Origin of the sequence: Halobellus sp. (assembly GCF_042218505.1) — an archaeon.
In the GTDB taxonomy this organism is placed as follows: Archaea; Halobacteriota; Halobacteria; order Halobacteriales; family Haloferacaceae; genus Haloquadratum.
Genome location: NZ_JBDGQZ010000024.1, coordinates 64,895 through 89,306 on the forward strand (window position 1 = coordinate 64,895; position 24,412 = coordinate 89,306).

The following is a 24,412-nucleotide window of genomic DNA, read 5'->3' on the forward strand; positions in this document are numbered from 1 at the left end:
CGAGCAGAGTGAGTTGGGCCATACATCGTCGATTGCAACGGTGACGTTTGAGCAGTCACCGTTCGCTGGGTCACGCGGACGTAATAAGTAGCGTTTGCAACTGATCGCACAGCCGATCGCACGCACCCTCGTCGTCCGGCTGCGCGGCGGTCACGGAGGGAATGTGACTCTGACTGTGACCTGTTCTCCACTGCTGAGAGAGAGGACAAACTCGACGTACTTCCCCGTCATATCGACATTAGGCGATCTGCCCTGCTTTCTGAATTTGTCGACGGTAACTTCGACAGTTTCTCCTGAGGCCAACGTCTGATTCGTCGTCAGATCGAGTTTCGTGCCGAACGAAAATGCGCCGTCGCTGTACTCGAGAGACCGGTTCGAGGTGAGGTCGCCGGGACTCGAAATTGTTGTTGCGGACGAGTTGGTGTCAGTGAAGTTGATCGCCACGATGGTGAGTGATGCCGTTCCCGTGTTCTGAAGCGAGAAGGTGCCTTTCCCGTTCGACCCGCCTGCGAGCGCGCCCCCGCTGGTAATGGAAGCGGGTTCTCTCCTGCAGTTGCTCGTGTCGACGGTCGTCGAGCGAGTCATCCTCCCGCTGAAGCGATCGCCGGCCGTCCCTTCGACGGTGAACGAGACGGTATCGGTGTTTGCGCTACACGCGACATCGACAGATACGAGGAGAGACTCGTTCGGCTGGAGCGTGGCGTGGCTGTTCGGGACGGTCCCGGTGCTTGCAGCGACCGTGAAATCGATGGGCTGGCCAGCGTTGTTGGTGATGGTGACCAGCCGATCTGTCGTGCCCGCCGCCACGCTCGGGGCGACGTCGAGACCGAAGATGCCGCCGGTATCGTCGGCCACATTGAGCGACGAGCCGCGGTCAGCCGACAGACTCGTGAACGCCTCGGTGGAGGTGTCGAGTCCCAATCCGACTGGAGCCGTCACCAGCAGCAGGACGACGCCCAGGACGATCCAGATCGACCGGTCACCTGAGCCCCGCGACCGGGAGCGACGGCGTCCCATCAGCGATCACCCAACCGGCGGAGCCAGCGGCTGCGCGGTCCCCGAATCGGCGCGGTCGTGTCGATCAGTAACCAGTACAGTATGTAGACCGGGAGGAAGACCACGAGTACTGATCCCAGGGCGGCCAGCCACGGGTGGATCGACTGGAGTTGTTCGAGCGTCCCCCGGGGCAGTGTTGCAGGGTAGGGGTACAGACTAACCCGAGCCGTGTGACTACCCAGCTCGGCCTGTGCAGGAACGGTGGCGTTCAGGGTCGTACTGGATCTGGTGATAAGTGGGTCCCGGAGCGAGCCGAGGGTTCCGGATTGGCGGTCTCGCCTCGCTGCCGATGCCGCATCCGTCGTTGCACTGGGTTCCACACTGGTAGCGTTAGTGATGACGATCCCCTCACTGTCGATGAGGACCTGCGTTAGCGGCGAACTGACGATGTTGGCGTCCAGAGCGGTCGTCGCGCGCTCGCCAACGGCGAGTATCTGGGGGTTTTCTGTCCCGGTCTCGGTGACCGTGTACGTCAGTTCCGTGTGGACCGCACCCGACGAGATCAAGAGCACGCTGGCGAAGATCGCCACGATGATCGTGGGGATGACGATCTCTCGGCTCTGGAGGGCCGACTCTTTATTATCCCGGGGACGGTCGGATCCACCGCGAAACACGCGCACGATTCCCGACAAACTCACCAGAGTGAACAACAGCATCCAGTTGGCGCGCACGAGTCCGAGAACGGCGCCCAACTGCGGGATCAGGACCGGCTGGCCGCCAATGGCGAACACCTGGCCGATAATCGCGCTGCGCTCGACCGGCGGGTTTCCGACTGCCTGATCGGTCGTCGGGTTGGCGTCCCCCTGCGTGAGAAAGCCGTCTGCCGTCGTTCCCACGACGCGATGAGTGACGTAGCCGTCGCGTTCGTCGGAATAGTACGTGACGATCTCACCCGGAATGACCTCACCAGGGGGAACCAGAATGTAGCCGTCGTTCGTCTGGATCGCCGGCTCCATACTGTCGGAAGTCACGTACGAAATCTGAACGGGTGAGGCGGCTGGAGCGAGAAGCGCAAGCGTCACAGCGACGATGACGACGAGTCCAGCCTTTTTGTGCATATGATTGAGTATTGTGTCGGGAAGGCGTGATCAGCGTCCGTTGCGCGGCGAAAAACTCAGTCCGGCTTAGCTGTCGTCGGAGTTGCTACCGCCTTCGTTCGCGTCGTCGGAGTTGCTACCGCCTTCGTTCGCGTCGTCGATGGTGAACGAGAGTTCGCCGGAGAGATCTGACGTCGACGTCAGATCAGTCGTCCCAGCCCCGCCACCGGTATCGACCGTCACGACGACGTAGAACGTGTCGTCAGCGGGCGCAGTGAACGAAGCCGTGGTTCCTTCCTCAGTGACTGAGCCGACAGAGTTGCCGTCACTGTCGTAGATACTGAACTCAAGATTATCTTCCCCGTTCGTGGTTGCGCCGGTGTATTCGACGTTGATCTGGTGCTGTTCATCGTCACGGTTCGCGATCTTGAATGCGTTCGAGGTTGTCGGATTGGTAGGGTCGCCGAGTTCGAACGTCGCATTGACGTTGGCACCGTCGGCCGTGCCGCTGGTGAAGTCGATGCTGAGTTGTCCGGTACTTCCCTCCTGGAAGACCAGATTGCCGGAGTTCCCGTCGGTGAGCGCCAGCAGCCCGTTGCTGTCAGTAACGACGTCGACGTTTGCCGAACGATCGACCGTAGCCGCGGTGAATGCACTCGCTCCGAAGGTGACGGTGGCGACCAGCAGTAGGCCCGCCATCAACAGGGTGGGGATGGTTTTTGCCATACAAGAGTAGTGAAGGACTACCAACGGTTAACTATAACCTAACCGATAGGTTTGTGGGTGCACTTACCGGATGGTGAGTGCCATCGCGCAGTGGAACGCAGAACGACTCGAATGTAGCGTTTCAGTCCGTTGTAGGCGCTGAATCGGGGTATCTTGGCGATGATGCTTGCACAGCCTATCCACTGTTCAGCCATCGGAGAGATAGCAGGAGAGCAAAAGTGTCACTTGCGTGTGAATTGAGAACAGGGGGATTGAGAGGCGAATCATTCTTCGGCTCGCCTACCGACTGGTAAGTGACGTTCGTTACCGGTCGGTTGGCGCGGAATTAAGCGTGAGACGACGGCTAGGTACAATGCCGACCAGTACGCCCGTGAATCAACACATCGATCCTACCAGTCCAGAGAACACTGGCGGACGAACGAACGAAGCGCGCGCTCGGACAGAGTCAGTACACCACTCCGTGGTGAGTTCAGTACGGCGGAGCTTCTATCGTGGCCTGCAGTTGTGGAGCGACCGCGTTCGGCGGCTGTTCACCGAGGCGATCGATGTGAGCGTCTCTCGCATTCGTCGACCGGGGCCACGATGACGTTTCACCGACTCCAGCGTGGTGGCTCGTCGCGTTCCCCGGTTGAACCACAGGATATCGCGGACGAGACCAGCGGCGACGCTGACGTTCTCGTCGTCGAGAACAACCCCGGAGACGTTCGACTTCTCGAGGAGGCGTTCACCGATCTCGATGCCGACGTGTTGTGTCTGAGAGAGAGTCGCAAGATGCCCGGTCTACTCGCACAGATCCGACGGGGAGAGGTGTCATCGCCCGCGCTCGTCCTGTCGGATCTGAATATGCCCAAGATCGATGGATTCGACATTCTGGCACAGATCAAATCGAGCGACGAACTGCGAGCCATTCCGGTCGTCATCTTCTCGGGTTCCACATTAAAGAAAGACATCGCCCGCGCGTACGAACTCGGCGCGAACGCGTACGTCTCGAAGCCGGCAGACGTCGACGAGTACCTGCTGACCCTCGAAGCCCTGAGCGACTTCTGGCTCCAGTAGGGGAGACATCTCACGGCAGATGTTTAATAGTGGAGTAACTTACAGAACCTATGACGAGATCGGGTCGTTCGTCTGATGGGTCAGCGGACGAGAACACGTACCTCGCTGAGGCAGCTAGCCTCATCTCGAAGAAGTGGTATCCGGTCATTATTCGAGTGCTTCTCGACGCCGGTTCACTGGGATTCAACGACCTTCAGACGCGGCTAGAGCCGATCTCGGCGAAGGTTCTGACTGACGCGCTAGACGAGCTGCAGGAGACGGACCTCGTCGAACGACGGGTGATCAGTGAGAGCCCGCTCCGCGTCGAGTACTCGCTGACCTCCAGAGGCGAGGAACTTCAGGCTACCATCCAGTCGTTGGCAGACTGGGGGGAACGGCACCTTGCCGAAGACGCGGGTCCGCCGACTGTACTCGTCGCGGACGACGACAGGCGACTCGCGGAGATGCACACCGAGTGGCTCGAACGCGACTATGACGTTCGAGTCGCCTACGACGGCGACGAGACGGTCAAGATACTCGACGGCGACGTCGATCTGGTCGTTCTCGACCGTCGAATGCCCGGCCTGTCGGGCGACGAACTGGTCGAGTGGATCCGACGGAACAATCTCGACTGCCGGATCGTGGTGCTGACGTCCCAGGACCCCGATACCGATATCGTCGATCTCGAATTCGACGAGTATCTCACGAAGCCCACAGACAAATCGAAGATTTTGGACGTCGTAGACACGGTTCTGGACCGTCGAGAGCACGGCGCACTGGTCCGAGAGTATCTCGCCCTTCGGTCGAAGCAGGCGCTTCTCAAGACTGAATTGGGATACGAAGACCGTGACGAAAACGAGGAGTACAGACGGCTTGTCACCCGTATCGAGGAACTCGAAACCGAGATAGACGAGGTTCCAGAAAGCGTCCTCCGCCCGATCGTGACGGAGGACGCATCGTGAGGAACAGTTCCACAGCGGGGCCCGGGACCACCGTTCAGTCTCGACGCTTCGTCGTGGTCAACTCGGCTACAGACGTGCGTTTCGACGGGACGCGTGACTGATGACGCTGCCGAGTTACCTGCTCTTCGCCATCACTGGATATGTGCTCGCAGCGGTAAGCACAGTCACACTCACCGGCTACGTGGTCTGGCGACACCGGGACGGATCGACCGAGCGGGCGTTCGGCGCCGTTGTCGGAGCAATCGCGCTGACGACGATTGCGTTCTCTGCCCGGCTGCTGGCCCCCGAGTTGGACACGAAACTGCTCTGGGAGGTGGTAGGATACGCTGGACTCGTGAGTCTTCCGGCCGCCTTCCTCGTGTTCACGCTCCGGTTCACCGGACGGCACGAATGGGTATCTCGGCCGGTGCTCGCCGCGCTCTCCGTGCATCCCGTATTTACGCTGTTCGCGCTAGCGACGAACAGTGATCACGGGCTGTTCTACGAGGGCGTCAACCTCACACAGGTGGGGGATATGACACTACTGGTCTGGACGACGGCGAACGCCGGTCCCGCGTTTTGGATCCATACGGCGTACTCGTACGGGATCCTCCTCGTAGCAACCGTTCTGTTGCTACGGTTCGCCGTCACCTCCAACAGACTGTACAGGGCACAGACCGCGGCCATCATCATCGGAGGACTCGTTCCGTGGACAGTGAACGTAGCGGTGGTCAGTGACATCGGGCCGGCGTATATCGACCTGACGCCGCTGGGGTTCGCCCTCGGCATAACCGTGCTATCGGTTGGCGTCTTCCGGTACCAGTTGCTCGATCTCGTTCCGGTTGCGAGACAGCGACTCGTCGAGTCGCTCGACGACGCCGTCTTCGTCCTCGACGCTGACGGCCGAGTCGTCGAGACGAATCCAGCGGGTCGTGCGTCGGTGTGCCTCCGCCCCGGGGTAGACGACCCGGTCGGTGAGCCGCTCCAGTCAGTACTCAGAGACGAACTCGCCGAAAAGTCGATCTTCGAGAGTACCGAGAGTGAGTGTACGATCCGGGTCGACGGCGATGAGCGGCACCTCTGGGCGCGGACGATGCCTGTCACCGGACCGGGAACGCAGGACGTCGCCATCCTCACCGTGACTGACGTCACCGACCGACGGCACCGGGAGCGGGAACTCGAAGACATCTCAGACCGGCTCGAGTCGTTCATCGAGGCTGCACCCGTGGCGATTCTCGCGGTCGATCCCGCCGGTGAGGTCACCCTCTGGAACTCGGCCGCCGAGGAGATCTTCGGCTGGTCCGAGGCGGAAGTCCTCGGCGAGTTCAACCCCGTGATTCCGGACGAAAACCGGGACGGTCAAAGCGAACTCAGAGAGCGTGCGTTCAACGGGGAGTCGCTCTCGAAGGTCGAACTCCAGCGCCGGACCAAAGACGGAACTCGGCTCGATGTGACGCTTTCGTCAGTGCCCCTGCACGATGCCGACGGCGACCTGATCGAAGTGGTGGCGTTTCTCAACGACGTCACCGAACGCAAGGAGGCACTCCGTGGACTCCGTGAAAGTGAGCGGTCACTCCGTGAGCTGTACCGGATCACGTCCGACACCGACCTGTCGTTCGAGGAGAAACTCAACCGAATCCTCGAACTCGGCCGCGAGCGCCTCGATCTCCCGTTTGCCTTCCTGACACGCATCGACGACGACACGCAGTATATCGTCGAGGCGGTGGGCTCTCACGACCGCCTTCAGCCGGGCGCAACCGGGCCGCTTTCGGAGGCATACTGCCGCAAGACGGTTCAACGAAACGGGTTGCTCGGGGTGCAGGATGCTGCCGACGAGGGGTTTGCGTCCGACCCGGCATACGAACGGTACAATCTCGGTTGTTATCTCGGCGGGAGAGTCGTCGTCAACGAGGAACTGTACGGAACTCTGTGCTTTGCTGGCAGTGAGAGCCGCGAGTACTCGTTCACCGAGTCAGAACAGGCGTTCGTCGAACTCCTCGTCCAGTGGGCCGGATACGAATTGGCGCAGAATCGTCTCGAGGGGACACTCCGCGAACTTCAGAGGGTCGCCGGAGAATTGATGCAGGCGGGTTCGATCGATGAGATCGGTGACATCGCCGTCGAGTCCGCCGAGGAGATCCTCGGCCTCGAAGTGACGGGGATCTGGTCGTACGACGAGCAACAGGAGGCGTTGCTCCCGATCAGCGAGACGCCGGCGGCTCGAGAGCTGTTCGGTTCAGCGCCCAGATACGAACCGGGGAGTGGCCTCACGTGGACGGTATTCGAGCGGGGTGAAAAGGCCGTCTTCGAGGACGTCTCGACGGTCCAGGGGCGGTTCAATCCGGACACGGACATCCGCGCCGAGGTCATCGTCCCTCTCGGCGATCAGGGCGCGATTGCGACCGGTTCCGTGTCCGAGCACGAGTTCAGCGATACGGATATCGAACTGTTCGAGTTGTTCGGTTCCACCGTCACGAGTGCGATGCTTCGTATGGAACGCGAACAGACGCTGCAGGAAACCCGTGCGAAACTGGAGCGATCCAACGAAGATCTGGAGCAGTTCGCCTACGTGGCCTCACACGACCTGCAGGAACCCCTCCGAACGGTGTCGAGTTACCTCCAGTTATTAGAGCGCCGGTACGGGGAGGACGTCGATGAAGAGGGACAGGAGTTCATCGATTTCGCTGTGAACGGGGCCGAGCGGATGTCCGAGATGATCCAAGCGCTGCTCGAGTATTCGCGAGTCGATACACGCGGAGAGCCACTCACCCCGACCAGTATGGACGACGTGTATCGAAAGGCCCACCAGAACCTTCGAGTGACCATCGACGAAACTAACGCCACAGTCACTACCGACAGACTTCCCACCGTTCAGGGTGACGAACCACAACTCGTCCGACTGTTCCAGAATCTGCTGGACAATGCGATCAAGTACGCGGGCGACACGCAACCGCGCGTTCACGTCTCGGCGGAGCGAACCGGCAGCCAGTGGGCGTTCGCCGTGGAGGACAACGGTATCGGGATGACGGCCAAAGACGCCGAGCGGGTGTTCCAGGTCTTCGAGCGACTCCACAGCCGAGAGTCGTACGCCGGCACCGGAATCGGACTGGCGATGTGTCGCAAGATCGTCGATCGCCACGGCGGCGACATCTGGGTCGAGTCCGCACAGGGCGAGGGATCGACGTTCCACTTCACACTACCGGCAACAACCGATGACTGACGAATCGAACCGATCCGAGACCGCGATACTCCACGTCGAGGACAACCCGGCCGACGCGCGATTGCTCGAGGAGGGGTTTTCCGCAGCGGTGTGCAACCGCCTCCACTGGGTGCGCGATGGAGCGGAGGCGCTGGAGTTCCTCGAACAGCAGCCACCGTACGTGGACGCGCCGCGTCCCGATCTCGTGTTGCTCGATCTCAACCTTCCCAGGCGATCCGGGATCGAAGTGCTCGAACGTATCAAGAGGGACGACGACCTGAAACAGATCCCGGTGTTAGTGCTGACGAGTTCGGATGCATCGAACGATATCGAGGCGGCGTATCGACACCACGCGAACGCATATCTGGTGAAGCCGGTAGACATCGGCGAATGTGAATCGCTCGCCGCGCAGATAGAACGCTTTTGGCTGCACACTGCAAAACTCGTACAACCGACCGATGACATCTGAGGAACTTACACTGCTCCTCGTCGAGGATAATCCGAGCGACGTTCGTCTTATCGAGGAGTACCTGGTAGACGGCCAGTGGGGACAGAAATCAACGGGCAGTCCCGAGGTCATCCACGCCGGCAGCCTCTCGGAGGGGATCGAAGCACAGATCGACGAGGTCGATCTCGTGCTTCTGGATCTCAATCTACCGGACAGCGCGGGACTCGAGACGCTCCAGTCGATGTCGGCTGCGTCCGAGGCTACTCCGCTCGTCGTGCTAACCGGGCTGAACGATCAACAACTGGGAGTCAAAGCGGTCGGAGAGGGCGCGCAGGACTATCTCATCAAGGACGAAGTCTCGCCAGAACTCCTCCAGCGCACGATCAGGTACGCAATCGAGCGTGCGAGCCAGGAGCGGGAACTGAAGCGCCGGAACCGGGAACTCGCCGTTCTCAATCAGATCGTGCGCCACGACATCCGCAACGACGTGTCGGTCATAACCGGATGGGGAACCACCCTCGAAGACTACGTCGAGCCCGGCGGCGAGGAGTACCTGTCTCGAGTGCTCGATTCGGCCGATCATATCACACAGTTGACCGAGACGGTCGGGGATTTTCTGAACATTCTCGAAGGCGAACAGGACGCCGATCTGCGTCCCAGCGACCTCGTCAATGTGCTCCGCGCCGAAATCGAGAAGGCCCGATCCACTCACAGCGAGGCGGAGTTCACCGTCGAGGGAGAACTGCCCGACGGGGTGACAGTCGAGGCAAACCAGATGCTGTCGTCGGTGTTCAGAAACCTCCTGAACAACGCCGTCACGCACAACACCGAAGACACACCACGGGTAACGATCAGTCTCGAGGTGACCCCCGATACGGTCCAGGTGGTCGTCGCAGACGACGGACTGGGTATTCCGGATGATCGCAAGGAGACCGTCTTCGGTCGGGGGAAGATGGGACTCGAGAGCCCCGGGTCGGGGATCGGATTGCACCTGGTCGATACACTGGTCGACATATACGGTGGGGAGGTCTGGATCGAGGACAACGAACCAACGGGGAGCGTGTTCCGGGTCGAACTGCCCCGGGCCTGATCCGACGTAGCGAACTGTCGATCCGGTCGGTAAGACCCCTCGGGCGACGTCGGGTCTTCCGTATCTGCGAGTGGCAGAAAGCGTGTGCTAGTTCTCCTCGATTGCGTCGGCGACGACCATCCCGACGACTACCAGTCGCGGATCGACGTCGTCGCCGTAGAGGTCAATAGAGTACTTATCCCGGAGCGAGAACGCGCCCATCACCTCGCCGATTGCGGTGCCGTCGACGCTGACGATCTCGTAGGAGAACGGGATCAGCGTCGTGAGGAATCGACGTGCGATCGCCATCGGCACGCTGTTCTCGCGGATCGTCGCGACTTTGTCGCCCTCGGGACCGAGGAGGGTGTACTCGTGTTTGAAAAAGGAGATGGCCTCGCGCTTGACCGCACCGACGCGCTCGTCGGTCTGTGAGTCGACGATGTCGTAGGCGGCCGCGATGTCGAGCACACTGTCGGCCTTGACGCGGAACCGCTCGTCGCCCGTCTCGGGGTCGGTGAAGCGGAAGTCCTCCTTGAGTCGGAGTTTCTTCTGTGCGGATTCGAGAATCGGCGCGTCGCCCTCGTAGATGCGGTACTTGTTGCCGATCGAAATCTTCTGTCGGACCTCATACGAGCGACTGTCGAACATTTGGAGGCAATGGTTCGGCATCGACAAAAGGTGTTCGTCCGGAGTTCGCAGCGTCCGATACGAGATCTCGTCGCAGTCTGTGTGCCGAGAGCGGTGATTCGGGATACTGGGCGTATCGACCGATTGAGCGTGGGTCATCGTGCGTCTCGGTCTCAGTCGCTCTCTTCGATGAGATCGTGCCACTCGCCGCCGAGGACGAGGACGACGAAGACCGCTGCACCGACGAGGAGGCTGAGTCCAACGTCGTACTGCAACCACAGGAGGAAGCCGAACGTGGACCCGACGGACGCGAACGCGAGGATGCGTCGAGAGCGCGGGAGGTCGAAGAGGAGTTCCGCCCTCGGGAAGAGATAGTACAGCGAGACGAAAAGCACCAACAGCGTGAGCAAACTGCCGAGTTCGAGCAGCCGATCGAGCCCCATATCCATCACCACGAGAATCTGGACGCCGAGCGGGAGGTAGAGCTCTCGGACGGGGCCGTTCGGGACGGTCGGCGCTGACTGCACTGCCTCGTAGGCCGTCCACGTGAGGACCCCGATCCCGACAGACCACATCAAGAGGAAGCCGAACTCGCTCCGTGCGAGGGGAATCGGAACGAACGGTTCCCCCCACGTGAAGCGGTGGGACAACCACGCCCACACGACGAGACACAACGGGAGTAACGAGCCCGTGGGTCTGCGTACGTCTGGCGTCCTCGAAGCATCTTCGAGATGCGCACGGACGGAGGTCGAATCTGCGTGATACAGGAGGGTCGGGATCCGACGGACGATGCGGAACCAGTACCAGAGACTGTAGCAGACCACGACGAGGGGCGTGAGGCTGAGTGCCGCCCAGACGGCGGCGTCGCCCGTGACGTCGACGGCGTACCCCAAGGCTCCGAGAGTCCGAAGCTCGGCGAGCGACCTGTACGCGCCGAGCAGCGCTGACGGGCTGAGGGCAGTGGTCGGCGTGTGGTACGCGCCGGCGAGCAGCAGCGGAGCCACCGCGAACAGCACACCGATGAGCACCGGAAGAAACACCCCCCAGGCCCGCGGGGTAACGGCTGTCCGGAGCTGTCGATAGAACGACGAGTCTACGTCTCTGGCGGCGTCGAACCCGCCGCCGATCTGGGAGTCAGGAGCCGGTGTGCGATCGGTCCGCAGCGCCCAACTCCCGACGGAGCCCACGAGTGCCACGATCTCGATGATGGGATAATAGAGGCTGAGCGTCCCGACGAAGACCCCGAGAAGCGTCGCAGGCACCACGAACACGCTAGTACCCGCAGTCGCCACCAGCAAGCCCACGAGCGTTCGCAGTCGGGGACGTCCGGCCAGCGTCTCGAAGTCAGCGCGCCAGCCAGCGGCGGAGTCGTCGGCCGTCGAAAGGCCGACCAGCGGCCGAGCGAAATAGTTGTCCGGATGATGAATCGGCCGCGGCTCTGCCCGGGACAGTGCGACGCCGACAGGGAGAAATCCGGAGAGCATCGTGGCGTTCAACACCCACTGTGGCGGTCCGCGCAGTCCGGCAGGGAGGCTCGAACCGCCAACTGACAACCCCCAGAGGTAGAACACCGTCCCGACGGCGAAGGCGTACGCCCCGAGCACCGTTCGAACCCGCGAGTGCCGGCCGATCGGTTCACTGAGTGGACCGACGTACACCCGTGAGAGTGTCGCGACGACGACGAGGCCCAAGAGCAGGACGCTCAAACAGAGCGGGACGAGTGACCCCAGCAAACCGGTCTGAACGCCGGCGAGGGATGAAGCGATCCGGTCGGGCACCGAGGCTGGCAGCAGACTCGGGAGAGCGTTCCACGCGAGGATCGTCCCACTCACGACGCCCAGTAGCCGATCGAGGCTGGAGATCCCCGGCAGCCGGGTGAACACGAGTCTGATTCCCCTGAGGAGCCTGCGTGCCATCTCACGTCCTCCCGAGGGACCGGATCGTAGTACTCGCCGCCGTCTCGCTGACGGACAGCAACTGGTCACCGACGAGCAGGGGCCGCGCGCCTCGCGGTCGGTCGAAGCGATAACACCGACAGCTGCTGGTACCGGGGTCGAACAGGCCGTAGAACGGCATATCGTCCCGGTCTTCGCGTCGAAGAAGCCCAGTCAGCAGGTAGCCCCGGGATGTCGGCTGAACGCCGTTCAGCGTGAGAGCTCCGTCGTCCGAGCCGAGCGTTCGCCACCACTGCACGCGACCTCGTTTACTCAGGCGGGCGATCACCCCGACGCCGTCGCGGCCGCGCCGATCGACCTGTCCGACCGCGACAGCCGCCGAGCCGTCCGCAACTGCGGGCGCGACGTCGTGGAGCACACTCGCTGGATACGTTCGGCGCCACGCCACCCCGCCGCGTTCGATTGCGAGGGCACCGGCCGGCGACTCGACGCCGTCGGTTCCGTCGAGTCTGCCCACGAGAAGGGACGTCGAGGCGTCGAGTGCGCACGCACTGTCGATGTACGAGACGTCGGCGTCGTAGGTGCGGTTCCAGCGGACGCGGCCGTTCGCATCCACGCCGAGGAGCCACGCCGAGTCGCGCCAGTCGTCGAACGATTCGCGCTGTGACACGAGGGTGTACGCGGCATCCGTCGACCGTGCGGAGAGAATCGCGAGCGGGGCACGGCCGGAGCCACCGGCCGGTTGGTAGCGGTTCACCCATCGGTCTGCGCCCCCCTCGTTCAGCGCGACGACCCACACTGTATCCCCGTCATTGTCACCGCCGATCAGTACCCCATTAGCCGTGGGGAGTATCGCCGACGGCGGTCCGTTCGACGCCGTTCGTGGGAGCGTTCGCGCAGTGCGGACGGCTCCGTCGACGTCGATCTCGCAGAACCATCCCGGCGCGCTCTCCGCCGCTGACCGCCTCCCGGCAACGATCACCGAACCGTCCGATGGTTGTGCAGTGGCTGTCGGCCGTCCGTCGACGTCGACCTCCCAGCGAACGTCCCACGGGGCGTCTGAAACCGACTGCCACGTCGGATTGAGTCGGTCGGTCACGGTCGAGACCGCGGACGCTGGCACGGCCGCGTCCTGTCGGGTGAGATACCCGGCCCCGCCGATGGCGGCGGCCGCACCGAAAAGCAGGAGGCGGCGACGCGTTGGCATCCACAACGGGGCTACTCAGCCACCGAAAAAATAGCTACGGTGTCTGCCCTGCTCGGGAGCGGGCGCGACCGGAGCGGTACGTCGGTCGCCGGACGGACCGTTCCACGGGGCTCCGCGGTGCCGCGCCTGGCGGAATGACAAGGTAGGGTAATAACACATTTCCGCACCGGACCCCTCTGGTCTGATGATGAATACGCTTCTGTGGGTGCTGGTTGGCCTCGTCGCCTATTCGGCGGGGTCCTTTTTCCTCTCACAGCGCGGGCTCGTGCCCGCTTCGATGAAGATTCGAGGGCCGTTCACGACCGTACACACGAAGCGGGGGCGCGATCTCATCGACTGGATCGCGACGCCGAAGCGGTTCTGGCGCGCCTGGACGAATCTGGGCGTCGGGGCTGCGCTCGTGATTATGGCGGGAATGTTCCTCTTCTTGCTGCTGCAGGGGATCGCGATCGTACAGGATCCCCCCGCGCCCTCCCAGGTGAACCAACCGCAGAACTTCCTCGTGATCCCCGGCGTCAACGACTTTCTGCCGCTCTCTGTCGCGCCGGAGATCGTCTTCGGCCTGCTCGTCGGCCTCATCGTGCACGAGGGTGGACACGGAATTCTCTGCCGCGTCGAGGGGATCAACATCGAGTCGATGGGGGTCTTCCTCTTCACCGTGATCCCGCTCGGCGCGTTCGTCGAACCGGACGAGGAGAGCCAGCGAAGCGCCGACAGGGGCGGCCGAGCGCGGATGTTCGCCGCCGGGGTGACGAACAACTTCTTCATCACGTTCGTGGCGTTCGTGCTCCTCTTCGGCCCGATTGTCGGGAGCATTGGGGTCGCGCCGGGAATGGCCGTCCAGGGCGCATACGACGGCTCGCCCGCGGCGGCCGCCGGCATCTCGCAGGGCGATCGGATCACCGCCGTGGGCGGGGTTCCAGTCGGAAACGAGAGTTCACTCGACGCGGCCCTACTCGGAACCGACGCGCGGACCATCTCGGTCGAACTCGACGGCGGTGAGAGCGCTGCGGATCGAGAGGCGCGGACCGCCACAGTCGAGCGGTCGTTGATCGTCGCCGGCACGGTCGCCGGCAACCCAGCGAACATCAGCGTCGAGAGCGACCCCGTGAACGTCACACGCGTGAACGGGACCGCGGTCTACACCCGCTCCGGGTTCGCCTCAGCCGTCGGCGATGACCGGTTCGCGACGATCACGACCGCGCGAGGGGCAGTCACCATCCCGGTCGGCGCGTACCTCACGCGCGTCGTCGACGACGGACCGCTGGCGCAGTCTGGAGCGCCCACCGAACCAGGCCTGATCGTGACAGCAATCGACGGCCAGCGGGTCGTCTCCTCGACTGAACTCACTCGGGTGCTCGACCGGACCGAAGCCGGAGAGACCGTCCCGATCGAAGTGTATCACGACGGCGAGTTGCAGACGTACGACGTGACGCTGGGCGAGAGTCCGCAGGACGGCAACGGATTCCTCGGCGTCAACATCTTCCCCGGGACGAGCGGGTTGTTGGTGACTGACTTCGGTGTGCAGTCGTACCCGGCAGGGACGTATCTCGAACTGCTCGGCGGCGACGGCGGACCCGACGCGCTCGGCCTCTCCGGAAGCATCGGCGGGTCACCGCTGGCGACGGTGTACGTCTCGCTCGTCCTGCCGCTCGCGTCGCTCGTGCTGGGAATCCCGAACTTCCCCGGATTCACGGGGAACGTCCACAACTTCTACGCGATCACGGGGACGCTCGAGTTTCTCGGGACGGGCGTGTTCCTGCTCGCGAACGTCGCGTTCTGGACAGCGTGGATCAATCTCCAACTCGGACTGTTCAACTGCATCCCGGGCTATCCACTTGACGGCGGGCGGATCCTCCGGGCGAGCGTCGAGACGATCGTCTCGCGACTCCCGATCGACGACCGGGACCGGGTGGTCACCACGATCACCACCGGCGTGGGGTTGACGATGCTCGCGTCGCTGCTGCTGTTGGTGTTCGGACCCACCATCCTCGGTGGATAACCTCGCGGTGAGTCCGCTGCGATTTCACATTCTCGAACTGTGCAGCGCTGTCACCGCTCGTGGTCTGCCTGCACGCTGTCGGCTCGCTCTGGGGATTCGGCCTCTTCTCACAGACGATCCACATAACCCCAGAGTCCACACACACGAAGAAAATGATGCGACACACCCAGGTCTGTAAATCGGAAGCGACTCGCAACGCCCATACGGGAGGCTGATCAAGATACGGGTATGTCAGAAGCCCCACCGACAGACGAGGGCTGGTTCGTACTGCACGACTTCCGGACCGTTGACTGGGAGGCGTGGCGCGACGCGCCGGAGCGCGAGCGCGAGCAGGCAATTGCAGAAGGGACAACGCACCTCCGCAGACACGAGGAGGTCGCCGACAGCGACGAGGGCGCATCGGCCGTCTTCTCCGTTCTCGGGCACAAAGCCGACCTGCTCGTCGTTCACTTCCGACCGACGCTCGACGACCTCTCGCGCGCCGAGCGCGCCTTCGAGCAGACGGCGCTGGCCAGCTTCACCGGCCAGCCGATGTCGTACGTCTCTGTCACGGAGATTTCGGGATACTCGACGCCGGAGTATTTCGAGGATCCCGACGCCGTCGACGAGGGACTCAAGAACTATATGGAGGGGAAACTGAAGCCGGAGATTCCCAACGACGAGTACGTCTCGTTTTATCCGATGTCGAAGCGCCGCGGGGAAACGCACAACTGGTACGACACCGATTTCAGCGAGCGAGCGGAGATGATGGAGACCCACGCCGAGACCGGCAAGGAGTACGCCGGGAAGATCAAGCAGGTCATCGCCTCCTCGGTCGGTTTCGACGACTACGAGTGGGGAGTGACGCTCTTCTCGGACGATCCGACCCACATCAAAGACATCGTCTACGAGATGCGCTTCGACGACGTGTCCTCGAAGTACGGGGAGTTCGGCCGGTTCTACGTCGGCCGCCGCTTCCCGCCCGCCGACCTTGGCGCCTATCTCGAGGGCGAGGCCGTCCCGACGAGCGAGCACGGCGATGCGGAAGGCCACTCACACGGCGAGCAAACCGAGAGCGACGAATCGAGCGAGGAGCACGATCACGACGATGGCGACGAGGGAGCAGACGAGGACAGCATCCGCGCGGAACTTTCCGAGATGGACATCTACGGCGGCCAGCCCCACGGCGAGGACGTGTATGCGACGGTGCTGTACTCGGAGGCCGACACCGACGAGTTGTTCGACGAGGTCGAGGGGCTGCGCGGGAACTTCGAGCACTACGGCACGCACGTCAAGACGGCAGTGTACGAGGCCCGTAACCGGGACCGCAGCGCAGTGGTGAGCATCTGGGACACCGCTTCGGCCGCCGAGACGGCCGCGGGGTTCCTCTCCGAACTGCCCGACGTCGTCTCCCGGGCGGGCGAAGAGTCCGGATTCGGGACGATGGGAATGTTCTATACGGTGAAATCGGACTACCGCGAGGAGTTCCACGACACGTTCGACACCGTTGGCGAGGTCCTGTCGGGGATGGACGGCCACCAGGAGACCGACCTGCTCGTGAACGTCGAGGACGAGAACGATATGTTCATTTCGAGCCAGTGGGACTCCCGGGAGAACGCGATGGCGTTCTTCCGCTCGGAGGACTTCAGCGAGGCCGTCGAGTGGGGGCGAGACGTCCTCGCCGACCGGCCACGACACGTGTTCCTGGCGTAACCCCGACGGTCCGGGACCCGTTTCCACTCCACGAAGGTTGCGACTGCAGTGTCAGACGTGGTGCAGTCTGCAGGTTTCGAAGCGAAACAGCGGGGTCAGGCACGACGGAGTTTGCGAAACGCCAGCGATGAGTCGCGTCCGTACCGACCGGTAGTTGGTTATTTGACCTGCGTGTTAGTGCCTAGACGTCGATACACACGTCGAGGACTGCCTCTCCATCCAAGGCCGAGAATACCCAGGATTATATGTTGTCTTATTGATACTCTCGTCCGGCGCACTCACCAGAGCGGCCAGCACGGTACGTGTGTACCGAGTGTCAGGTCGTGCACGCCGGAACCGTGGCAGAGTACGTCGAAAGCGGCGGGCCCCGATACGAGTCGCCGGGCGAGTGCTGAGCCTGCGGCGCGTCGTCGTTCGTCGAGTCTGTCGACTGGCCGCATAGAGAGTAGTCGGTCGGACAGACGAATGTAGCAGTAGTCAGCAACGACGACAGCCAGAGGTAACATCAGGGCGGGACTCAACGACCGCGGCCAGATTGAACGGCTGCGACGGGATTCAACGACTGCGACGGTAGCCGACCGCGCCGACGACGCCCGTGAGCAGCGTCAGCGCGTCCCACGGCGAGGGGTCGATTCCCCGCCGGTCCGCGTCGCGTCTGACCCACGCGGTCAGCGCGAGGTGGGCGAGTGCGGTCGCAACGAGAAACACCACCCGGCGAGCGTTCATACGGCGTCAGTCCGACGAGGCGGTGTTTCGCGGCCCCGTCGTCGCGCGCTTGTCGATGCCAGCAGCGCGGATGTCCTCACCGCCGACCGACGAGCGAAGTTCGTCCATCCCGTCGTTGCGGTCGATGCCGAAGTTCGTCTCATATAGGTCGGCGACGCGGGCCAGTTCCTCGTCAGTGAGTTTCGGGACCTCGCTCGCGGCCGCCCACGCGGAGATGTCTTCTTTGGTGTGGAACGTCGGCGTCACCGAGGCGACCGCACCGTGACTGAGGAGGTAGGCGATCGCAGCCTGCCCCATCGTGCGCTCGCCGTCTCGTTCGAGGAAGCGAAGCGCCTCGATCTTCTCCCAGCCCGTCTCGTACCACGCGTCCGGGCGGAAGCCGCGATGGTCGTCGAGGTCGTGACCGGTCTCTGGCGTCACCTGTTCGTTGAGCAGTCCAGAGGAGTGCGGAACCCGCGGGATCAGGCTGGTGGAGGAGCCGGTCTCCTCGATTGTCTCCAGGAAGTGGTTGCCGACCTCCTGCTCGAAGAGGTTCCAGACGAGTTGGACGGAGTCGAACTCCGCTTCGATCGCCATATCGCCCTCGGCGAGCCAGCCGATCGAGGGGCCCAGCGCCCAGCCGACGGCGCGGACGAGTCCCTCTTCGCGGAGTTCGTCCAGCGCTTCGAGGACGTCTGCGTCGACCTCGTCGACGTTCGCGTTGTGGAGTTGGAGGACGTCGACGTACTCCATATCCAGGCGATCGAGGCTCTTCTCGGTCGCCGAGCGGATCCACTCGCCGGTGACCTCCTTCGGCAGTTCGCCGTGTCCCGCCTGCGGGTTGTTGTAGAAGTCGTAGCCCACTTTCGTGGCCACGGTGACGTCGTCGCGGTACTCAGCGAGCGCCTCACCGAGGACTTCCTCGCTCTGGCCGTGACCGTACACGTCGCCGGTATCGAAGTACGTGATGCCCTCGTCGATCGCGTGATGAAGCATCTCGATCGTGTCCTCGCGCGTGCGGTCGCCCCACCAGTCGGTGCCGACGACCCACGCGCCGAAGCCGACTTCGCTCACTTCGACGGCAGAATCGCCCAGTGTCCGATGGTTCATACCCACGCGTTGGGAATCAGTTCACTTATATCGAATGCACCGCTCCCGACGGTTTATGTCGGATAACGGGGCCACCACTCCTATGACGCGAGAACGACCCCGCGTCGGGCAGCGGTCGCTCGGCAGACCGACGTGGGGCCCGAGGAACGACGACGATGCCGACAGTTCGCCAGTGTAGTCTCGTCAGGGGAGCGGCTCAGGAGTGACTTCGCCGTCCGACGGCGACCCACTCACACTCGCTCGTGCGTGAAGATGGTCCCGGGGTCGTACCGTTCGCGGACTGTCCGGAGTCGCGCAGCGTTGTCGGCGTACACCGCCTCGGCGTCCGGTTCCGCGCCGCCAGCGAAGTTCGGCAGGGTCCCGGGCACGGAGTCCTCGCCGCGAAGCCACCGGCAGGTCTCGCGGACCCACTCGACGTGTTCCGTCGTCGCCAGTGGATCGTCCCAGGCCGCCTCGACGTTCGCGACGGCCACAGCGTCGCGGCCGACGACCGGACTCGTCTCGGCGTCGACGCGCTCGACTGCGCCGTGCATCGGCCAGAGGACGATAGTCGAGAGCGTCGAGGGCGCGCGTTCGGCCGCCTCGCGGAGCGTTTCGACCGTCGGGTCGCTGAGCGTCGCAAGCGGCACCGACTTCCAGTAGTAGCGTCGGCCGTCCGGAAAGTCGTGCTCCATCATCGACTGGACCGCGAGGTAGGACATCGCATCGAACGACGTCGCGAAGGCGGCCTCGTGGGCGATGAACGGATCGCACGCGTCGCGGGCGTTCTCGGGCGCGCCGGCGTAGACGCCTGCGAGTACCAGCGCGTCGTCGCCGTGGCGGTCGGGCGGGAACTCCGCAGTCGTCGGGACGGATCCGAAGTACGGGAAGACACAGGCGTCGTCCGGCGCAGTCGCCTGAAACTCTCGATACGTCCGAAGCGACGCCGTTGCCTCGTCGAGCGGCAGCCACGACTCGAAGTACACGACGTCGTGATCGAGCGGGTGCAGGTCGAACTCGAAAGCGGTGACGACGCCGACGGTGCCGCCACCGCGGGCGGCCCACAGGAGGTCCTCGTTGCGGTCGGCGTCGGCGGTCACGCGTTCCCCTGCAGCCGTGACGACGTCGATCGAGCGGAGGTTGTCGGCGGCGAAGCCGTGCTTCGGCGAGAGGTAGCCGGTGCCGCCCCCGAGCGTCAGTCCGGCGACGCCTGTCTCGGGGTAGACGCCGCCGGGGGTCGCAAGCCCGAACGACTGTGCGGCGCAGTCGAGGGTCCCCCACGTAACACCCGGTCCGACGCGGGCCGTCCGCCCGTCGGGATCGATCCGGACCCACTCCATCCGCGAGCAGTCGACGACAAGCGACCCGGAGGCGACCGACGCGCCGGAGACGCTGTGCCCACCGCTCCGTACGGAGACGTCGACGTCGTTGTCGTGAGCGAACGAGACGGTCGCGACGACGTCGTCGACGGACTGACAGTACGCGATGGCGGCCGGGTAGGCGTTCACCATCCCGTTCCACACTCGGCGCGCGTCGGCGTACGCGGGGTCGGCGGGGGCGACGATGTCGCCCGAGAGTCGCGTCGAGAGGTCCTCGAGCGGCAGGTCCGCCGCCGTAGCGAGGGCGGCGCGGTTGGCGTCCATACCGAATCGGTGGACTCGAACGGTTTACCCCTTGTGTCGGATCGCGATCGGTCGGGGATAGCCGGCAGTCGTCGCCGCCTCAGAGCAACTGTGCCATCCGGTCCAGGTAGTCGTCGTAGACCGACAGCGCCGATTCGATCGGTTCGGGGGACGTCATATCGACGCCGGCAGTCTCGAGCACCTCGATCGGATACGCCGACCCACCGAGTGAAAGTGCTTCCCGGTACGCCGCAGCGGCGTCCTCACCATCCTCGAGGATCTGATCGACGATTGCGACCGCGGCGGAGATCCCCGTCGCGTACTGGTAGACGTAGTAATTGTAGTAGAAATGCGGGATACGCATCCACTCGCGGGCGATCCGGTCGTCGATCCGCGCAGGATCGTAGAACTCCGCCTTCACCTCGCGGTAGCGTTCGTCGAAGCGGTCCGGCGTGAGCGCGCCGTCCTCTTCGGCGATTTCGTGGATCTGCAACTCGAAGTCCGCGAACATCGTCTGTCGGTAGAGGGTCGCGCGGAACCGTTCGAGGTACTCGTCGAGGATGTGCATCCGCAGTTCGTCGTCTTCGAGCGTCTCGAGCAGGTGGTGTGTGAGGAGCGTCTCGTTGACTGTCGAGGCCACTTCGGCGACGAAGATCGTGTAGTCCGCATACTGCCACGGTTGGGCGTCTTTCGCAAGTTCGGAGTGCATCGAGTGGCCGAGTTCGTGCGCCAGCGTGAACATCGAGGAGATGTCGTCCTGGTAGTTCATCGAAATAAACGGCTGGGTGTCGTACGTCCCCGCGGAGAACGCGCCCGAGCGCTTTCCGCGGTTCTCGTAGACGTCGACCCACCGCGAATCGAGGCCCTCCTGAACGCGGGTCTGGTACGGTTTGCCCAGCGGTGCGACGGCCTCGACGATGTACTCCGTGGCTTGCTCGTAGGGGATGTCCGGCCCCTCGTCGCCCGTCAGCGACATATAGAGATCCCACATCTCCAGTTCCTCGACGTCGAGCGCGTCGCGCTTCAGTTCGGCGTGTCGATGGAGGCTATCGAGGTTCGCCCGCACGGTGTCGACGAGCGTGTCGTACACCGCAACGGGAACGTTCGGACCGTTGAGCGCGGCTTCGCGAGCGGTCTCGTAGTTTCGTGCCCGGGCGTATTTGACGTCCTTCTTGACGCTGTTCTTCAACGACGTGCCGACGGCGTTGCGGACGTCGGCCCACTCGTCGTAAAACTGTTCGTAGACCTCGCGGCGGAAGCCGCGATCCGGGTGCTTCTGGAGTTTCGTGAAGTTACCCAGCGAGATTTCGACCGCCTCGCCATCGGGCCGTTCGACGGTCGGGAAGGTCATATCGGCGTTCGAGAGCATCCCATAGATGTCCGAGGACGCGCCCGCGACCTCGCCGAGTTCGGCAAGGAGTTCTTCCACTTCCGCAGACCGGGTGTGGGGCTTCATCCGCAACGCGTCGTCGAAGTAGTGCTCGTACTCCGCGAGGGCCGGTTCGGCCTCGATGAACGATTTGACGTCCGCCTCGTCGAGTTCTTGGAGTTCCGGTTCGAGGAAACTCGTCGCAGAGCGGGCCGAAGACGAGAGCGATTCGGCTTTCGCTTGCAGGGCTTGATACTCCTGGTTTCGGGTATCTTCGGCGCTTCGGAGGCTCGCGTAACTGCGCACCTTCGAGACCTCGCGTAGGATCTCCTCACGAAGGTCGAGGAGTTCACGCAGGGTCTCGGCGTCGTCCGTCGCGTGGCCTTCGTACTCACGAAGGTTATCGACGTGATCGTCGATCGCCTCGTACGCCGCCTCCCAGGCCTCGTCGTCTTCGTAGATGCTCGCGAGATCCCACTTGTACTCGGGGTCGATCTCGCTGCGCTCGGGCACCTGACTCATACCGGAAGGAGCGCCGGAGTCGTGGTAAGGCTTACTCACGCGGTGAAAATAGGGGACTGGCAGTCAGTCGCGGAGCGAGGAGGCGATGTCCTGCAGCGACTCGTCCGGCCGCCGGGGAACGTTGTAGACGAGTCGGTTGCCGGGCTCTCGGAGCCCATAGCAGAAGCCGGGGTCGAGTTCGTCGAGGACGACTGTGTCGTCGGGGCTGCGGTCGTGGGTCCGACACCACCCGACGAGCTGGTTCTCGCCGTCCGGCGGGTCGCGCGCCAGTCGCTCGTTGTCGTACGCGCCCCGGAGAAGCATCCCGCGAGAATCGGACTCGACGCGGGCGTGCGTCGTCGTTCCGTCGAGCAGGAGGCGAATGACGTCGTCGGCTTCGACCGCGGCGTCGTCGGGAAGTCGGAGACAGGGTCGTCTGATACCGCCGCTGCGGGCCAGCGTCGCTCGGAGGTTCGTCACGGCGGTGTGATCGCTCGGAACGCGCTCAGCCACGGGAAGAGTTACTCGTCGTTCGCATCGGCTTCGTCCGCAGCCTCGGCGTCTTCGTCGTCGGCTGCGGCTTCCTCATCTGCGCCCGCTTCGTCGGCAGCCTCGGCCTCTTCCTCGTCTGCGTCCGCTTCTTCGGGCTCGCCGGCGATGGTCCCGTCCACGATTGAGGCGTTGACCTGGGCGGTCGCTTCCGAGATCTGTCGGCCACGGACCGTGATACGCTTGCGCTCGCCGTCGCGCGAGGGCTTGTAGCCGACGCCGCCCTCGAGAAGCAGTTCCTTCAGGTCCGCGCCAGCCACGTCGTCTCGCATCGGGCGGCCAGCCTCGTCGGAGCCGCCAGTGAGTTCGAGCGTTCGTCCATCGAGACCGACAGCGCCGGCGTCGACCTCCTCGCCGAGTTCGCGGCCGAGGAATCGGTTCGCGTCCTGTCCGTCGACCTCGAACTGCTGGGTGTCTCCGGTCTTATCGGAGACGACAACTTTGAATTCAGCCATAGGGGGATCGAGACGGTCGCCGATAAAAAGCACGTCGAAAGCGACTCCCCGTTGGCGAGGCTCGGGCCCCTATGCGGACTGGAACCCGTCCTCCCAGCGGAAGCGGCCGTTCCGCTGGACGACCTCGCCGTCGATTTCGAGCCGAGCGTCCGCGCTCACGTCGGTGATGAGATCGACGTGAACCGCCGATTCGTTACCCGATTCGTCTTCGGGAAGACACGCGTCGTAGGCGCGGCCGAGTGCGAGGTGGATCGTATCGCCCATCTTCTCGTCGATGATCCCGTTGCCGGTCGCGCGATCGATGCCGCGGTTCATTCCGACGCCGAGTTCGCCGAGCGATCGGGCTCCGGCGTCGGTGTCGAGCACGTCACCGATCGTCGCCGCGCCGACCGCCGCGTCGTAGTCGACGACGCGACCGTCCTCGAAGCGCAGCCAGAGGTCCCGGACGCGGGAGCCCGAGACGGTCATCGGCACGTCGAAGCGGACCTCGCCCTCGACGTCGTACGGCGCGGTGAACACCTCGCCGGAGGGGAGGTTGTGCGAGCCGTACACGACCGAAGCCGCGGAATTGACCGCAGTTCGGCCCTCGATCGACATCGTGAGTTCGGCGTCGCCGCGGACGAGTCGAACCTCGCTCCCCTGATCGAGCGACTCCTTGAGTTGGCCCATCTCGGCCGCCAGCGAGTCCCAGTCACGGAGAATCGCGTCGTACAGGAAGTCCTGATACGCCTCGTAGGCCATCTCTGCCTGCTGAGCCAGCGACCGCGTCGGGTGGAGCGTCGAAACCCAGTCGGTGGCGAGGCGCGCCTCGCGGATCGGTGAGTTCGCCCGCCTGGCGGCCTGCTGGGTCTCGCCGTCGACGTCGGCGGTCGCGAACGTGTTGCGACCGCCTTTCAGAAACAGGGCTGAATCCGCGTTCGCGTAGAGCGCGCGTTCGTGGGCCGGCGTCCCGAAGTCGCCGTCGTGCGCGCGCTGGTAGGCGCGCTCGAACTCGTCGGAAGCGTAGGTCGTGGCGACGTTCGCGCCGACCTCACCGAGGACGTCCGCAACGGCGACCGCAAGGTCGTGAGTGCCCTCGGCGACGCTGACGACGACGTCGTCGCCGGGTTCGATCCGAGCGCTCCACTCGACGAGGAGTTCCGCGTGGTCGCGGACACGTGGGTCCATACGTCATCTGACGGGCGGGGT

At 63.7% G+C, this 24,412-nt stretch carries 20 protein-coding genes; 7 read left to right on the forward strand and 13 right to left on the reverse strand.

Annotation, left to right across the window (positions count from 1 at the left end):
• Positions 1-150: 150 nt before the first annotated feature.
• From ABEI27_RS08025 to ABEI27_RS08035, 3 genes are all read right to left on the reverse strand, one after another.
• Positions 151-1,017: a hypothetical protein gene (locus tag ABEI27_RS08025; protein WP_375798884.1), complete on the reverse strand. Its 867-nt coding sequence runs from the start codon at positions 1,015-1,017 to the stop codon at positions 151-153.
• Positions 1,017-2,114, reverse strand: a complete 1,098-nt coding sequence (locus ABEI27_RS08030) for a signal peptidase I (protein WP_375798885.1) — start codon at positions 2,112-2,114, stop codon at positions 1,017-1,019. Before ABEI27_RS08030 ends, ABEI27_RS08025 begins: the two co-directional genes overlap by 1 nt.
• A gap of 66 nt (positions 2,115-2,180) precedes the next feature.
• Positions 2,181-2,819 (reverse strand): hypothetical protein, encoded by a 639-nt coding sequence (locus tag ABEI27_RS08035; RefSeq protein ID WP_375798886.1) that lies wholly within the window; start codon positions 2,817-2,819, stop codon positions 2,181-2,183.
• Between the two features lie 582 nt (positions 2,820-3,401).
• Between ABEI27_RS08035 and ABEI27_RS08040 the strand changes: the two genes are divergently transcribed.
• From ABEI27_RS08040 to ABEI27_RS08060, 5 genes are all read left to right on the forward strand, one after another.
• The gene (locus tag ABEI27_RS08040) at positions 3,402-3,875 is read left to right on the forward strand and encodes a response regulator (RefSeq protein WP_375798887.1); all 474 of its coding nucleotides are present in this window, start codon (positions 3,402-3,404) and stop codon (positions 3,873-3,875) included.
• Positions 3,876-3,925: 50 nt separating this feature from the next.
• Positions 3,926-4,816: a winged helix-turn-helix transcriptional regulator gene (locus ABEI27_RS08045; RefSeq protein WP_375798888.1), complete on the forward strand. Its 891-nt coding sequence runs from the start codon at positions 3,926-3,928 to the stop codon at positions 4,814-4,816.
• Between the two features lie 100 nt (positions 4,817-4,916).
• Entirely contained in the window at positions 4,917-8,015 is a 3,099-nt protein-coding gene (locus tag ABEI27_RS08050; protein WP_375798889.1) for a histidine kinase N-terminal 7TM domain-containing protein, read from the forward strand.
• A complete protein-coding gene (locus tag ABEI27_RS08055) occupies positions 8,008-8,463 on the forward strand; it encodes a response regulator (RefSeq protein ID WP_375798890.1) in 456 nt (151 codons plus the stop codon). The genes ABEI27_RS08050 and ABEI27_RS08055 overlap by 8 nt, the downstream gene beginning before the upstream one ends.
• Positions 8,453-9,532 carry an ATP-binding protein gene (locus ABEI27_RS08060; RefSeq protein ID WP_375798891.1) on the forward strand — a complete coding sequence of 360 codons (1,080 nt, stop codon included), beginning with the start codon at positions 8,453-8,455 and terminating at the stop codon, positions 9,530-9,532. Before ABEI27_RS08055 ends, ABEI27_RS08060 begins: the two co-directional genes overlap by 11 nt.
• An 87-nt stretch (positions 9,533-9,619) precedes the next feature.
• Here ABEI27_RS08060 and ABEI27_RS08065 read toward each other — a convergent pair whose 3' ends face one another.
• From ABEI27_RS08065 to ABEI27_RS08075, 3 genes are all read right to left on the reverse strand, one after another.
• The gene (locus ABEI27_RS08065) at positions 9,620-10,159 is read right to left on the reverse strand and encodes a hypothetical protein (protein ID WP_375798892.1); all 540 of its coding nucleotides are present in this window, start codon (positions 10,157-10,159) and stop codon (positions 9,620-9,622) included.
• A 152-nt stretch (positions 10,160-10,311) separates the two neighbouring features.
• Positions 10,312-12,054 (reverse strand): hypothetical protein, encoded by a 1,743-nt coding sequence (locus ABEI27_RS08070; RefSeq protein ID WP_375798893.1) that lies wholly within the window; start codon positions 12,052-12,054, stop codon positions 10,312-10,314.
• A 1-nt stretch (position 12,055) separates the two neighbouring features.
• Positions 12,056-13,240, reverse strand: coding sequence for a hypothetical protein (locus ABEI27_RS08075; protein ID WP_375798894.1), 1,185 nt, complete (start codon positions 13,238-13,240; stop codon positions 12,056-12,058).
• Positions 13,241-13,427: 187 nt separating this feature from the next.
• Between ABEI27_RS08075 and ABEI27_RS08080 the strand changes: the two genes are divergently transcribed.
• Both ABEI27_RS08080 and ABEI27_RS08085 read left to right on the forward strand, forming a co-directional pair.
• Complete coding sequence (locus ABEI27_RS08080; protein ID WP_375798914.1) at positions 13,428-15,242, forward strand: site-2 protease family protein; 1,815 nt, start codon at positions 13,428-13,430, stop codon at positions 15,240-15,242.
• A gap of 228 nt (positions 15,243-15,470) precedes the next feature.
• A complete protein-coding gene (locus ABEI27_RS08085) occupies positions 15,471-16,934 on the forward strand; it encodes a heme-binding protein (protein WP_375798895.1) in 1,464 nt (487 codons plus the stop codon).
• A 555-nt stretch (positions 16,935-17,489) separates the two neighbouring features.
• Here ABEI27_RS08085 and ABEI27_RS08090 read toward each other — a convergent pair.
• The 7 genes from ABEI27_RS08090 to ABEI27_RS08120 form a co-directional block, all read right to left on the reverse strand.
• Positions 17,490-17,660: a hypothetical protein gene (locus tag ABEI27_RS08090; RefSeq protein WP_375798896.1), complete on the reverse strand. Its 171-nt coding sequence runs from the start codon at positions 17,658-17,660 to the stop codon at positions 17,490-17,492.
• A 6-nt stretch (positions 17,661-17,666) separates the two neighbouring features.
• Complete coding sequence (locus ABEI27_RS08095; RefSeq protein ID WP_375798897.1) at positions 17,667-18,749, reverse strand: aldo/keto reductase; 1,083 nt, start codon at positions 18,747-18,749, stop codon at positions 17,667-17,669.
• Positions 18,750-18,979: 230 nt separating this feature from the next.
• Positions 18,980-20,371 (reverse strand): FAD-binding oxidoreductase, encoded by a 1,392-nt coding sequence (locus ABEI27_RS08100; protein ID WP_375798898.1) that lies wholly within the window; start codon positions 20,369-20,371, stop codon positions 18,980-18,982.
• A 79-nt stretch (positions 20,372-20,450) separates the two neighbouring features.
• A complete protein-coding gene (gene pepF / locus ABEI27_RS08105) occupies positions 20,451-22,241 on the reverse strand; it encodes an oligoendopeptidase F (RefSeq protein ID WP_375798899.1) in 1,791 nt (596 codons plus the stop codon).
• Between the two features lie 63 nt (positions 22,242-22,304).
• Positions 22,305-22,733, reverse strand: coding sequence for a hypothetical protein (locus ABEI27_RS08110; RefSeq protein ID WP_375798900.1), 429 nt, complete (start codon positions 22,731-22,733; stop codon positions 22,305-22,307).
• Positions 22,734-22,741: 8 nt separating this feature from the next.
• A complete protein-coding gene (locus ABEI27_RS08115) occupies positions 22,742-23,224 on the reverse strand; it encodes a 30S ribosomal protein S6e (RefSeq protein WP_375798901.1) in 483 nt (160 codons plus the stop codon).
• 69 nt (positions 23,225-23,293) lie between these two features.
• On the reverse strand, positions 23,294-24,391 hold the full coding sequence (locus tag ABEI27_RS08120) for an aminopeptidase (RefSeq protein ID WP_375798902.1): 1,098 nt from the start codon (positions 24,389-24,391) through the stop codon (positions 23,294-23,296).
• Positions 24,392-24,412 lie beyond the last annotated feature (21 nt).

Coding starts and splice junctions, on each gene's coding strand:
- ABEI27_RS08025 (WP_375798884.1), bottom strand. CDS start 1,017: ATGGGACGCCGTCGCTCCCGGTCGCGGGGCTCAGGTGACCGGTCGATC.
- ABEI27_RS08045 (WP_375798888.1), top strand. CDS start 3,926: ATGACGAGATCGGGTCGTTCGTCTGATGGGTCAGCGGACGAGAACACG.
- pepF (WP_375798899.1), bottom strand. CDS start 22,241: ATGAGTCAGGTGCCCGAGCGCAGCGAGATCGACCCCGAGTACAAGTGG.
- ABEI27_RS08070 (WP_375798893.1), bottom strand. CDS start 12,054: ATGGCACGCAGGCTCCTCAGGGGAATCAGACTCGTGTTCACCCGGCTG.
- ABEI27_RS08030 (WP_375798885.1), bottom strand. CDS start 2,114: ATGCACAAAAAGGCTGGACTCGTCGTCATCGTCGCTGTGACGCTTGCG.
- ABEI27_RS08100 (WP_375798898.1), bottom strand. CDS start 20,371: ATGGACGCCAACCGCGCCGCCCTCGCTACGGCGGCGGACCTGCCGCTC.
- ABEI27_RS08120 (WP_375798902.1), bottom strand. CDS start 24,391: ATGGACCCACGTGTCCGCGACCACGCGGAACTCCTCGTCGAGTGGAGC.
- ABEI27_RS08040 (WP_375798887.1), top strand. CDS start 3,402: ATGACGTTTCACCGACTCCAGCGTGGTGGCTCGTCGCGTTCCCCGGTT.
- ABEI27_RS08075 (WP_375798894.1), bottom strand. CDS start 13,240: ATGCCAACGCGTCGCCGCCTCCTGCTTTTCGGTGCGGCCGCCGCCATC.
- ABEI27_RS08060 (WP_375798891.1), top strand. CDS start 8,453: ATGACATCTGAGGAACTTACACTGCTCCTCGTCGAGGATAATCCGAGC.
- ABEI27_RS08055 (WP_375798890.1), top strand. CDS start 8,008: ATGACTGACGAATCGAACCGATCCGAGACCGCGATACTCCACGTCGAG.
- ABEI27_RS08090 (WP_375798896.1), bottom strand. CDS start 17,660: ATGAACGCTCGCCGGGTGGTGTTTCTCGTTGCGACCGCACTCGCCCAC.
- ABEI27_RS08035 (WP_375798886.1), bottom strand. CDS start 2,819: ATGGCAAAAACCATCCCCACCCTGTTGATGGCGGGCCTACTGCTGGTC.
- ABEI27_RS08085 (WP_375798895.1), top strand. CDS start 15,471: ATGTCAGAAGCCCCACCGACAGACGAGGGCTGGTTCGTACTGCACGAC.
- ABEI27_RS08080 (WP_375798914.1), top strand. CDS start 13,428: ATGAATACGCTTCTGTGGGTGCTGGTTGGCCTCGTCGCCTATTCGGCG.
- ABEI27_RS08050 (WP_375798889.1), top strand. CDS start 4,917: ATGACGCTGCCGAGTTACCTGCTCTTCGCCATCACTGGATATGTGCTC.
- ABEI27_RS08115 (WP_375798901.1), bottom strand. CDS start 23,224: ATGGCTGAATTCAAAGTTGTCGTCTCCGATAAGACCGGAGACACCCAG.
- ABEI27_RS08095 (WP_375798897.1), bottom strand. CDS start 18,749: ATGAACCATCGGACACTGGGCGATTCTGCCGTCGAAGTGAGCGAAGTC.
- ABEI27_RS08065 (WP_375798892.1), bottom strand. CDS start 10,159: ATGTTCGACAGTCGCTCGTATGAGGTCCGACAGAAGATTTCGATCGGC.